Origin of the sequence: Acinetobacter sp. YH12102 (genome assembly GCF_013419125.1) — a bacterium.
Classification (GTDB): Bacteria; Pseudomonadota; Gammaproteobacteria; order Pseudomonadales; family Moraxellaceae; genus Acinetobacter; species Acinetobacter pseudolwoffii.
On the sequence record NZ_VPAS01000014.1, the window covers coordinates 27,751 to 40,373 of the forward strand.

Annotated in this window: 13 protein-coding genes; 6 read left to right on the top strand and 7 right to left on the bottom strand. The window is 42.9% G+C overall.

Annotation, left to right across the window (positions count from 1 at the left end):
- Positions 1-39 precede the first annotated feature (39 nt).
- The 4 genes from FTU42_RS12510 to FTU42_RS12525 are packed head-to-tail and all read right to left on the bottom strand — an operon-like array spanning position 40 to position 2,992.
- Complete coding sequence (locus FTU42_RS12510; RefSeq protein WP_005096178.1) at positions 40-606, bottom strand: Maf-like protein; 567 nt, start codon at positions 604-606, stop codon at positions 40-42.
- Complete coding sequence (gene mreD, locus FTU42_RS12515) at positions 594-1,085, bottom strand: rod shape-determining protein MreD (protein WP_005096176.1); 492 nt, start codon at positions 1,083-1,085, stop codon at positions 594-596. The genes FTU42_RS12510 and mreD overlap by 13 nt, the downstream gene beginning before the upstream one ends.
- Positions 1,072-1,929, bottom strand: coding sequence for a rod shape-determining protein MreC (mreC, locus tag FTU42_RS12520; protein WP_005096172.1), 858 nt, complete (start codon positions 1,927-1,929; stop codon positions 1,072-1,074). Before mreC ends, mreD begins: the two co-directional genes overlap by 14 nt.
- Positions 1,930-1,945: 16 nt before the next feature.
- A complete protein-coding gene (locus FTU42_RS12525; RefSeq protein ID WP_004279360.1) occupies positions 1,946-2,992 on the bottom strand; it encodes a rod shape-determining protein in 1,047 nt (348 codons plus the stop codon).
- 132 nt (positions 2,993-3,124) lie between these two features.
- On the opposite strand from FTU42_RS12525, the gene gatC reads away from it, so the two are divergent.
- From gatC to FTU42_RS12555, 6 genes are all read left to right on the top strand, one after another.
- Positions 3,125-3,439, top strand: coding sequence for an Asp-tRNA(Asn)/Glu-tRNA(Gln) amidotransferase subunit GatC (gatC, locus tag FTU42_RS12530; RefSeq protein WP_005096170.1), 315 nt, complete (start codon positions 3,125-3,127; stop codon positions 3,437-3,439).
- 52 nt (positions 3,440-3,491) lie between these two features.
- A complete protein-coding gene (gene gatA, locus FTU42_RS12535; RefSeq protein ID WP_159138441.1) occupies positions 3,492-4,970 on the top strand; it encodes an Asp-tRNA(Asn)/Glu-tRNA(Gln) amidotransferase subunit GatA in 1,479 nt (492 codons plus the stop codon).
- On the top strand, positions 4,970-6,463 hold the full coding sequence (gene gatB, locus FTU42_RS12540) for an Asp-tRNA(Asn)/Glu-tRNA(Gln) amidotransferase subunit GatB (RefSeq protein WP_159138442.1): 1,494 nt from the start codon (positions 4,970-4,972) through the stop codon (positions 6,461-6,463). Before gatA ends, gatB begins: the two co-directional genes overlap by 1 nt.
- A 96-nt stretch (positions 6,464-6,559) precedes the next feature.
- On the top strand, positions 6,560-7,399 hold the full coding sequence (locus FTU42_RS12545) for a DUF6236 family protein (protein WP_100357576.1): 840 nt from the start codon (positions 6,560-6,562) through the stop codon (positions 7,397-7,399).
- A 14-nt stretch (positions 7,400-7,413) separates the two neighbouring features.
- Positions 7,414-8,019, top strand: coding sequence for a hypothetical protein (locus FTU42_RS12550; protein WP_100357577.1), 606 nt, complete (start codon positions 7,414-7,416; stop codon positions 8,017-8,019).
- Positions 8,020-8,256: 237 nt separating this feature from the next.
- A complete protein-coding gene (locus FTU42_RS12555; RefSeq protein WP_180041197.1) occupies positions 8,257-8,478 on the top strand; it encodes a hypothetical protein in 222 nt (73 codons plus the stop codon).
- A gap of 15 nt (positions 8,479-8,493) precedes the next feature.
- On the opposite strand, the gene FTU42_RS12560 is transcribed toward FTU42_RS12555, so the two are convergent.
- From FTU42_RS12560 to sbmA, 3 genes are all read right to left on the bottom strand, one after another.
- On the bottom strand, positions 8,494-8,982 hold the full coding sequence (locus FTU42_RS12560) for a hypothetical protein (protein WP_159138444.1): 489 nt from the start codon (positions 8,980-8,982) through the stop codon (positions 8,494-8,496).
- Positions 8,983-9,446: 464 nt separating this feature from the next.
- Positions 9,447-10,403 carry a hypothetical protein gene (locus tag FTU42_RS12565; RefSeq protein WP_005172121.1) on the bottom strand — a complete coding sequence of 319 codons (957 nt, stop codon included), beginning with the start codon at positions 10,401-10,403 and terminating at the stop codon, positions 9,447-9,449.
- A gap of 682 nt (positions 10,404-11,085) precedes the next feature.
- Complete coding sequence (sbmA, locus tag FTU42_RS12570) at positions 11,086-12,279, bottom strand: peptide antibiotic transporter SbmA (RefSeq protein ID WP_005096155.1); 1,194 nt, start codon at positions 12,277-12,279, stop codon at positions 11,086-11,088.
- Positions 12,280-12,623: the final 344 nt, after the last annotated feature.

A 12,623-nucleotide genomic window follows, 5' to 3' on the forward strand; every position in this document is an offset into this window, starting at 1 on the left:
TTACACTCAAAACATTATAAAAATTCTTTTTATCAGCAGTTAATTTAGTGCCTTAACTGTCTGTAATAACTGTACGGTTTCATAGAGCGGCAAGCCGACCACATTGGAATAGCTGCCTTGTATTTTTGGAATATAACGTGCTGCAATTCCTTGAATCGCATAAGCCCCGGCTTTCCCCAGCGGCTCACCTGTGGCCCAGTAACTTTCCATGTCTGCGGCACTCAGGATTTGAAATTCGACCTGCGTACGTACCACTATACTGTATTTTTCATCTTTTGTACGAACACAGACACCGCTATAGACATCATGCCACCGACCGGAGATTTTTGTCCACATTTCAATGGCATGTTGCTTGGATTCTGGTTTACCCAAAATCTCACTATCGACCCCCAGACTGGTATCCGCAGCAATGATGATTGCATCTGGATAACGCTCGGCCACTGCATCAGCCTTGGCTCGTGCCAGACGTTCAACATAAGCCGCGACGGATTCACCTTCACGCACAGATTCATCGATATCCGGACTGTAGATATCAAAGCTCAGTCCGAGCTGCTGTAATAACTCACAACGCCGAGGTGAGCTGGAAGCGAGAATTATATGCGCCATTTTTTCAACATATAATAGAGGACAGGCCAAACCAGAATACTGGTCAGCATTGGAATCCAGTGCCGGGCAAAAGAAAATTGCACGCCTGCCACAATCTGGGCAAAAAAGATCATCAGCAAATGCGCAACAATTGCCAGCCCCGTAATCACCCAGAGATTATTAAAGGTCAGGATACGGCGTTCACGAGTCAGGAATCGGGCTAAAAAGGCAATAATAATAAAGCTGAGGGCATTCAGACCTAAAGGTGCGTCCAGCAGCAAATCAATAAAAATACCGGTACCAAAGGCAAACCAGATCCCACACCAGGTCGGCTGACACAACACCCAGAATAGCATCACCATCAGCATGAACAGCGGACGCCAGCCCGAGAGGGTATAAGAAAGTGGATAGACCATCAAAATCGAAGCCACGATCACCGAAATGACGATGGCAAATAAGGGATCACGATGCTTTCTGGATTTCATCTTAGCGATTGACATGCGGTTGCTCCATCGCCAATGAATCGGAAAATAACACCACCACATGATGACCACCGGCCAGCTGCGCGGCTGGCGTTACATCAATCTGGGCAAATTCACCTGAATTATGTCGTTGTACTTTGGACACCTGCCCCACCAGATAACCTGCCGGAAAATGTTGGCCCAAGCCGGAACTATAGACTTTTTCCCCGACCTTGATATTGGCACTGGTCGGTACATATTCCATTTTCAAACGTCCCAGATCACCCGTCCCCGAGACAATGGCACGCATTCCGGTATGTTCCAGACGCACTGACAATGAATGTTCTTTATCAGACAACAGCATGACCCGGCTACTATGCGGATAGACATTAATAATCTGTCCCATAATCCCCTTGTCATCCAGTACCGTTTGCCCGACTTTCAGCTCGTTATTTGAACCCCGGTTGATCACAATGATATGTCTTAAAGGATCGGCATCGGTGCCAATCACTTCCGCAATTTCAATACGCCCGTCAATGATCAGTGGTGTATCGAGCAGACCGCGCAAACGGGTATTTTCAGCAGAAAGTTCAGAGATTTTTTGTAAGCGAACTTGCGCCTGCAACAACTCAGCCTGCATCGCGGTATTTTCCCGACGCAACTGAACTTCAGACTTGGTTTGTTGATTCAACCACTCTCGCGACAATACCGGATAACTGGCCACAGCATAAATAGGATTATAGGCCGCGTACAGGACATCCCTTGCAGGTTGTACAACATGTGGCATGCGCCAATCAAAGAAAAGCACCACCAAGCATGTTACCAATGCAATGATAAAAGAGCGAAAAGATGGCGGTTGTCGAGAAAACAGATGTGCTTGCACCCGCCGAATCCTTTTCTTAGCCTACGAATAACATGTCATGATTTGGATTGTCGAAAAATTCGAGTACCTTGCCACCACCACGGGTTACACATGAGAGTGGATCTTCTGCCACCACAACCGGCAGGCCGGTTTCTTTGGCCAGCAGCTTGTCTAGATTACGCAGCAATGCACCACCACCGGTTAACACGATACCGCGTTCAGCAATATCCGAAGAAAGCTCAGGAGGTGTGTGTTCTAGTGCTGATTTCACCGCAGACACAATGTTTTGCAAAGGATCTGAAATGGCTTGAGTCACTTCGTCTGAGTTAACCACAATCGCACGTGGTACACCTTCTGCAAGATTACGGCCACGAACTTCAATTTCAAGCGGTTTAGCACCTTCATCTGGCAAGGCCATGCCCACTTCTTTTTTGATCACTTCTGCCGTGGTTTCACCAATCACACAGCCATGCGCCTTACGCACATAGTTAATGATCTGCTCATCAAAGACATCACCGCCAATCCGTAAAGAATCTGCATAGACACAACCCTGCAGGGAAATGATCGCAATTTCAGTGGTACCACCACCGACATCGACCACCATTGAACCACAGGCCTGCTCAACTGGCATACCTGCACCAATGGCCGCTGCCATCGGTTCTTCGATTAAACGGACATCACGTGCACCAGCATTAAATACCGCTTCACGAATAGCACGACGTTCAACCAGCGTCGATTTACATGGTACACACACCACCACACGCGGTGCCGGAGTAAACAGACGGTTTTCATGTACTTTGCGAATGAACTGATTCAGCATGGTTTCAGTGACTTCAAAATCCGCAATCACCCCATCTTTCATGGGGCGGATTGCTGAGATATTGGCTGGGGTACGACCTAGCATTTGTTTCGCTTCAAGACCTACAGCGGCAACAATTTTATGTGAACCACTATGACGGATAGCTACAACCGTGGGTTCATTTAATATAATGCCTCGTCCTGGCGCATAAATAAGTGTATTTGCAGTACCTAAATCAATGGCAAGATCTGGCGAAAACAAGCCTATTAGTCGTTTTAGAATCACGGGGACGTTCTCAATTAAACTTTATATGGACGCAAGGTGGCAACTTTAACTAAATGTGATGATTTGGACAAGTCAATCGCTTATCATAACGCATGATAATTTGAATTTTTTTAATACTGATTAGGTAATATTATGTCTACATCGGATGCACAGCATTCTGCAGATTTAAGTGCAGAAACAGTTTCAGCCATTGCCCACCTTGCAAGGTTATCTCTCAATGATACGCAATCTGCTGAATATGCTCAAAGTTTAAATAAGATTTTAGGCATGATGGACACATTGAAAGGCATCAATACCGACGGAATTGAACCGCTGAAGAGCCCTTTCGACCATCCTCAGCCACTACGTGAAGATGTGGTCTCAGAAAGCAATCATCGCGAGCAATACCAAGCAGTTGCACCTGCTGTTCAGGATGGTCTATACCTCGTACCGCGCGTGATTGAGTAATTACTACCCAGTTCATTCTTTTTATTAAATTAAACGTAAAGAATTATTTCTCATGACAGATTTACATCGCTTATCCATTCGTGAACTCAGTGAAGGTCTGGCAAATGCCCAGTTTTCATCTCGCGAATTGACTGAACATTACTTAAAGCGTATTGCAAAAATTGATGCTCAAGTAAAATCATATGTAACCGTTACGCCTGAATTGGCATTGGCAGAAGCTGATGCGGCTGACACACTGCGTAAGGCAGGTGGTGCAAATGTGTTAACAGGCGTACCAATCGCGCATAAAGACATTTTCTGTACTCAAGGCATCAAAACCACTGCCGGTTCTAAAATACTGGACAATTTTATCTCTCCTTATGACGCCACCGTTGTCGCGAAAGGCAAAGCTTCGGGCCTGGTGACTTTGGGTAAATTGAACATGGACGAATTCGCCATGGGTTCGACCTCTGAAAACTCATATTACGGCGCAACGGCTAACCCTTGGAATTTAGACCATGTCCCTGGCGGTTCTTCAGGTGGTTCAGCAGCAGCTGTTGCAGCGGATCTGGCACCCTTTGCTACCGGTACTGACACCGGTGGCTCTATTCGTCAACCTGCGTCATTCTGTGGCCTGACAGGACTTAAACCGACCTATGGCCGTGTGTCGCGCTTCGGTATGATTGCCTATGCATCATCTTTAGACCAAGGCGGCCCGATGGCACGCTCGGCGGAAGACTGTGCCTACCTGATGAACGTGATGGCCGGTCATGATGCCAAAGATTCAACATCGATGAATCAAACCGTAGATAACTATGTGGCGAACCTGAATGATACATCCGTCAAAGGTTTACGCATTGGTATTCCAAAACAGTACTTTAATGTTGCCGGCCTAGCTGAAGATGTTAAAGCACGTGTCGAAGAATCATTGAAAAAGTTAGAAGACCTGGGCGCTACGCTGGTTGAGATCGACCTCAACATGACCGAAAGCTACGTTCCGACTTACTACCTGATCGCACCTGCTGAAGCATCCTCTAACTTACAACGCTTTGACGGTGTGCGTTATGGCTACCGCTGTGAAAATCCAGTGGACTTGATGGACTTGTACAAACGTTCACGTTCAGAAGGTTTTGGTGCAGAAGTGCAACGTCGTATCCTGATTGGCACATATGCGTTATCCGCGGGTTACTACGATGCATATTATGTGAAAGCACAAAAAGTACGTCGCCTGATCCAGCAAGATTTCCTTAAAGCCTTTGAATCTGTCGATGTGATTGCTGCGCCATCTGCGCCAACGACTGCCTATAAAATTGGTGCGGATTTGACTCCGGTTGAAATGTACCTGGGCGATATTTATACACTTGCAGTGAACCTGGCAGGTCTTCCTGCGATTAACGCGCCTGTTGGTTTTGACCAGAACAACTTGCCAGTTGGCTTACAGTTGATTGGGAATTACTGGTCAGAATCGCAATTATTGTCTGTGGTACACCAGTATCAGCAAGCAACTGATTGGCATACACAACGCGCGGCAATTGCTGAGGAGAATGCATAATGGCTCAAGCTCAAAACAATTCTACAAAAGCGGCTAAACCAAAATCTAACCTGATTGAGGGTTGGGAAGTCGTTATTGGTATCGAGATTCACACTCAGCTTGCCACCAATACCAAAATTTTCTCAGGTTCATCGACTGTTTTCGGTAATGATCCAAACACCCAAGCCAGCCTGGTTGATTTGGCCATGCCGGGCGTATTGCCGGTATTGAATAAAGAAGTGGTGGATCTTGCGATTCGCTTTGGTTTGGGTATCGATGCCTATATTGATCAGGCCTCCGTATTTGCGCGTAAAAACTATTTCTACCCGGATTCGCCAAAAGGCTACCAGATTAGCCAGATGGACAATCCGATTGTGGGCTTGGGTCATATCGACATCCAGCTTGAAGATGGCACGGTTAAACGGATTGGCGTAACCCGTGCGCACCTTGAGGAAGATGCGGGTAAATCGATTCATGACCAGTTTGAAGGCATGTCCGGTATCGACTTGAACCGTGCCGGTACGCCACTGCTTGAAATCGTTTCTGAACCAGATATGCGTTCGGTTGAAGAAGCGGTTGCTTATATTAAAGCGATTCATACGCTGGTGCGCTGGTTAGGCATTTCTGACGGCAACATGGCGGAAGGTTCGTTCCGTTGTGACTGTAACGTGTCTTTACGTCGTCCGGGTCAACCCTTCGGTACGCGTTGCGAATTGAAAAACCTCAACTCATTCCGTTTCATTGAACAGGCGATCAATGTTGAAATTGAACGTCAAATGGAAATTCTGGAATGGGACGGCACCATTGATCAGGAAACGCGTTTATTCGATCCTGTGAAGATGGAAACGCGTTCAATGCGTTCAAAAGAAGAAGCCAACGATTACCGTTACTTCCCTGACCCTGACTTGTTGCCTGTGGTGATTGCGGATGAACAAATCGAAGCAATCAAAGCCACCATGCCTGAGCTGCCTGCGGCACGTCGTGCGCGTTTTGTGGCGGACTTTGGCGTGACTGAGTACGATGCTCACGTTCTAACGCTTACTCGTGAAATGTCAGAGTTTTATGAAGAAGTCGTGAAAGCTGCTGGCGGCGCTGCACAAGGTAAGATTGCTGCAAACTGGGTGATGGGCGAATTCTCAGGGGCGCTCAACAAAGCAGGCCTAGATCTTCAAGATTCTCCTGTTTCTGCGGAGAAACTGGGCGGCATGATCGCACGTATTGTCGATAACACCATTAGCGGTAAGATCGCGAAACAAGTGTTCGGCTTTATGTGGGAAGAAGGCAAAACTGCGGACGAGATTATTGCTGAAAAAGGCTTGAAACAGGAAACTGATACAGGCGCGATTGAAGCAATTATTAAGGAAGTGCTTGCCGCCAACGAGAAGATGGTTGAAGAGTACAAATCTGGTAAAGAAAAAGCTTTCAACGGTCTGGTTGGTCAAGTGATGAAAGCGTCTAAGGGTAAAGCCAACCCTGCGCAAGTGAATGAGTTGATGAAGAAATTGATTGGTTGATCTGATCTTTCTTTAAAAGAAAACCCGCTTTAGAGCGGGTTTTCTTTTTATTTATCACTTATAATTAAGGTAATAATTTTTTCGAGAACTAAAATAATGCAAAGAGGTATTATTATTCCTCCAGCCTTAATGAAATGTGATGTAGAAAAAAATAGTGTCTTTATTGAAAGGTCATATAACACTCAAGAATTACAATACTTTTCTTTGTATTGGGACAAAATAGCGATACCTGAACAACGAGCTATAAAATTAGGACTTCCTTTCGAACAGGATTATGTTGAAGCAGGGATTTTAGAGCTTGTTAAGTCCCCATTTAACTCAGGCGAAATGGCAAATATACTTCAAAAATCTCATACATATGTGGCTAATATAAAACTTCAAGATCCTGAAAATGATTGGACTCTCGTAAATATGCTCGACTCCAAAGACAATGATCCAATTCAATATAGTAATAAAGATGTTTTAAAAGTTGAGCTAAGAAAATTATTACCTGTTCCGCGAAAAGATATAGCTATTCACGATTTATTAGATTTCAAAACACAAAGAAATGCTGAATTGATAGCATTACATAATTCTTTAGATGAGATATATGAAAAAATATTAAATAGCGAAGATAAAGACTTAAGAAGGAAAAAAGAATTTTATGATCTAAAAGTAGCAATTCATAACTTAGACAGAACTCTCACTGAACGTTTTCGCTTTACCTCTCGAGTCGATCATTCAGTAAGTTTAGAATTTAATGAAAGTGTATTAGCTGAAATGATAAAAACTGGGATTATTGATATTGCTTCAACTACATTTCCTGTTTTAACTATTGCTAATACATTAAGATCAATGCTCAAGTTTAAATTTTCAAAAGAATGGACTTTAAAATCTGCTGAAGGCAATTTAAAACTCGATTACTTAGTTAGAGCTAAGCAAAATAATATTATTTGAGTTGGGTAATTTTTATGGCCATCAAAAAAGTAACCTCAATCGCCAAACTCGAAGACTTAGGACGCATTCAGCTGTCTAAATCCTTTTTCATGCGTGATTTCCTTTATAGCGAAATCGCCAATTGGTACGGTGTACCCAACTTCCCAGATCATCCTGACATCGCCATTCGTACAGGAACAGAACTCTGCCAACAACTGCTCGAGCCACTACAACAAAAGTTTGGACGTATTGCCATTCGTTCAGCTTATCGCTCACCAAGCGTGAATCAACTCGGCAATGAAAAAGGACATAACTGCGCAACTAATGAGAAAAACTTTGCCAGTCATATTTGGGACTATCCCGATGTAAAAGGCTATGGTGCGACGGCGTGTATCGTTATTCCATCATTCTTAGAATTGTATGAAAAAGACCAAAGTAATTGGCAACAACTTGCTTATTGGATTCATAACAATTTGAACTATAGCCATCTACAATTTTTCCCAAAACTCTGTGCATTTAACATTGGTTGGCATGAACAGTCTGCACGGGACATTTATAGTTATATCCAGCCAAAAGGCTATTTATTACGGGGTAAAGCGGTGAATAAAGAATTTGAAAAGTTTTATCCTGATTTGATTTAATCCCCCTAAATCCCCCTTTGAAAAGGGGGACTTTGTCACGTAATCAAATTGATACACGTAGTTCCCTCTCCTTTTTTAAAGGATGAGCGTTATAACGCGCAAGAGGGAGAGGATTATTAAAAGACTCCCTCTCCTGAGCAAGTTTTAAAGCACTACTTTAAAATGCAGCGCAAGCGGTTACTAGCAAGATTTTTATTATTTATACTATAAAATCAGAAATATCCAAGCAAAACAAAAATGACACCTGAACTATTACTTACCATCATTCAAACCCTCATCGGATTATTTGCTCTGGTCATTATCATTTTACTGATAATGATCAAATGGCGTAAACGACTATCCGCAGCTCAGCCTGTACCATATAGAAAACAGCGCGGTTTGGGCTTAGCAGATGGGCTTGAATTTATTTTCTATCCTATTTACTGGCTGATTAAAATCATTATCGCTATTTTCAAATAAAACCAGCTTACCCTCTTACAACCCCAACTTATTCAGCAAATCTGGTGTCAAAAAAGTCTGTGCCACACGATTTAAATCGATATAACGCAGCACACCTTTAAGCTGATTATTGATTTCAGGATTCTTTAAAATTTCCTCACCTGTGGTTTTACCCAAAGCCTGAAAACTATCGCCCACAGCCTGTAAACCTTCAGCTTGAATCACCGCCTTGGTCTGTGCTGAACATTGCTCCACTAAAATGCGCTGCAACACCGTCCCTAGATTCTTGTCTAATACTTCCTTTTGAGTTGCGGTTACATTGCTAAAAGCCTTTAAATCGGGATGATTGCCCAATGCCACAAATGTCCATTGCAAGACCGTGGTTTTATCAGTGGCTGTAGTGGACTTCATCAAACAGTCACTCAGCTGATCGACCGTTGGGCCAGCCATCGTAACCTGTGCTGCTCCCAACAATGTTGCACCTAGAAAAAATAAACGAATACGAGAAGAATTTTTTAAACTCATCACCACTTCCTTTTAATATGACATCAGCATTTTGGCGCTGAAAATAGTTTCTTTGTATCATGTAAAAAGGAAATATACTGATAGAACTCTGTAAAACCTGAACTGGATTTAAAATTAATTCAGATGAAAAATTTCATCCCATCATGCTATTCATTAGATGGTGATATTGATCGAGTAAACTTAGCGTTATTATTCAAATTCAAACAATAAAAATAATCATGATGACTGCAAACACCTTCAACAGCATCCTTCCTTGGAGACTGGTTGTGTTCTTTAGCTTGACCGTATTGTTATTGATCCATCCTGTTTTTCGAAGATGGATGTTCGAATCGCGCGACCTGCCCAGCAAACGCAGTCGGATCTCATCCTCTATATCCGACCTGATTGAACTGATTTTTTATCCCATCTTCTGGTGAATCAAAATCATCATACGGATTCTGGATTAAATGCGTTTAATTCAGTGCTTATTTGATCTGTCTCAACATATTCTTCGCCCCACTATGATTATAGTTATTAGACAGATTCTGTAGCACACGCTTGGCCTGAGTTTTAGCATTCGGGAAACGGTTGGCATAGGCCGGAATCCCGTTCAAACAGCGAGCAACCAGCATACCAGATTCGGTATAAACCCGAGTTCCCTCAGTCCCCTGCAATTTGCCATAATTGTAGGCACGCTGCGCATTATTGCAGGCATTATTCAGGTTCTTGCCACTATTAATATCACGGCGTGCTGCCACATAGAGCTTCATCTGCTGCTGTTGGGGTGTTTCTACCACTGAAGCTCTCACGGGGACTACCCTCGTCGCGATCTGTTTTTTCTCTAACTCTTTTCTTTCTAATTCCTTTCTCTCTAATTCTTTCCTTTCCTGCTCTTTACGCGCTGATTCTTTAAGTTCATTCGTGCTCTTCGTTACAGGCGTTTTTATCGATGCAGCAGTCTTTTTCTGGGTAGCGACAGTGTTCTTATTTGCAGCAAGGTAAAAGTTTCTTGCCTCAGTCGCACTCATCAACTTGGTCAGCAATCGAACGCTACGGTTCTGGCTGGTTTTATCGACCTGTCGTTCAGAAACCGGCTCGATCGAGACGATCCAGCTTTCAGCCAGGCCATCCATACGACACTGATAGGCGCCGCTTCCCTGTACCACACCTCGGTTTGTACTCAGGCGTTTGCGTTGGGCAAGATCTGCCACGGCATTAAAATTACTTCTATACAATAGGGAAAATTTACCGCCTTGTTCATGACAATATTGCGTCAGGATCGAACGCGGATACATGGCCTGAGTGCTGTTATTTTTCTGTGCTTGCCCCCAAAGATAAATATAATCTTTTGCACTGCCATCACGTTGATTCAAAGCCCGCTTGGCGATTAGCTCTTCCGGACTGGCAAAAGGATGTAAAACCCCTGATTTCAGCCGACTCACGCTATTACATCCCGCCAAGCCTATTGCCCCTATTATTAGAATTATTACGTTTAGCTTCACAGCAAATATCTCAACCCCAAATTCCCGTATAACATAGCCTAAATAGCAGCAAACAACAAACACAAGATGTTGATAAGTATCAAATTTAAAAGATAAAAAGGAGGCACATCATTCACAACCCTATACATTATGCCAAGCCTCAGCCTATAAAAATTGAGATAAGCATCCTTCTGGCGCGTAGTTAAAGGATAAATAACAGCGGGATTGAATCAGAAATAAATAGAACACCACATAAAAAGCCGAAGAAAGATAGCAATCTTTCTTCGGCAGCTTATTCAAGATAATGGTACAGATCTTTATTATCATGTGTAAAAAATTACTTTTTACCCTCTATAGCATTGTCTGAACAAGATCAGCATCAGAATAATTTCCTCAACGTACACTTCTTATTTTTATACGTTAAACCGCTGGAAATTAAACTCCATCTTCGCTGGTCATTAAGATTCTAATCAGGAAAACCAGACCTGAATACCCCTATATTGGGATATTTTGCTCCTATTTGATCTGATCTAACCAACGGTCAGATCAAGCTTTTCGATTAGATATTAACGTCGATTTAGATATAAAAAGCCAAAGATAAAATCATTTGGCTTTTACAATCTAATGGGTAACTTAGAAAAAATTAATCCAGATGGGATTCAAATGCTTTTAAACGTTTATAGATCGACATCAGCTCAATAATGGTCGGCCACGATAAAATCAGATATTGGAAGGACTCACGTACTTTTCCAAATACATTCAGGATTTGCATCATCAAACCCAGGGTGATCGTTCCTGCTGCAATACTCGGAAACAGGATAAATAATCCATAGATATTGTCTAACTGTAAGTACCAGATCCGGACCAGGTTGAAATAGGCATAGTGAAAATACAGACGGAAATAATTCCAGCGTACCCGGCTAAACAGTTCTTGCAGTGTCAGCGGATGAGCCCGATCAGCATGATCCTCTCCGTACACCAGTTCTTTACGGTAAGCAGCCTCGACTTTCTGGTTATTAAACTCCAGTCCTGGCAGTTTCATCCCGACCACCATCAAAATGACGGTACCCAATACGGCCCATCCAATAGAAGCCCACATTAAAGCATGCGGTATTTCTCCCACAATTGGCAGAACCTTTACATGACTTGAAAGCTGGTACAGGATAGGCAGAAACGCCATCAATAACATCAATGCTTCAATCAGGGAAACACTCAGCTGTTCCGTGGTTTTGGCAAAGCGCATGGTATCTTCCTGAATACGCTGGGATGCGCCTTCAATATGACGCAATTGTTCCCAATGTGCCGTGTAATAGTTATTCATCGCGGTACGCCAGCGGAACACATAATGGCTGACGAAAAACATATTAAATACGGCCAAAGTGACGTAAATCATGGCGATATAGATAAAGGTTAAAGCTTCTTGATAGAGAAGTGAAACATCTCCGCCACCGCTGCCTAGCATTTTCTGGATCTGGTCATAAAACGGGCTATACCATTCATTTAAAACGACATTGACCTGTACTCCAAACCAGATATTAAACAGGATAAAAGCCGAGCCCCAGACTGACCAACGCTGCCATGGATGTTGTGCTTTCCACGTCCAGAAGAGAGCAAATATGGCAGTGGCAAGAAAAAACCAAAGGTAGAACCAGAGAAACTTGGCTGACCAGAAACGACTGATACCGATAGCGAGACTTTCCTCAGAATAGCCTTCAGGGAAACCCAAATAGACTCCCCATCCTGATCCGCCAGTATGCCAAAGCACAAGATTAAGGATAAACCACAAAATCAGGCTGCTAAAAAACCAGACAGGTTGCGGAAAAAATGACTTGAACATGCTGACCGAGTTCTCCTTCTATATTTGGGTCATCCAAATGACGCCTAGTTTATTCTTATTTTAGACTTTTACTGTTATAAAGCATTAATTTTCAATTTAGTTTAAAAAATAACATAGCGATGCATAGTCCCTTATAAAATTTATTTTTATAGATTTTCAAAACGTATTTTTCTCTTAATGAGTCTTTTTATTCTTGATCAGCCTATCTAAAGCTCCAGAGGCAATCAGGCACATGAATCATCAAGTTTTTGCCTTATGTATTTTTAAATCCTGTACATCAGTACGGCCTATCTGTTTTATTACAAACGAATATAGCTTCTTAAGGTTCTATAAATAGAATAAAA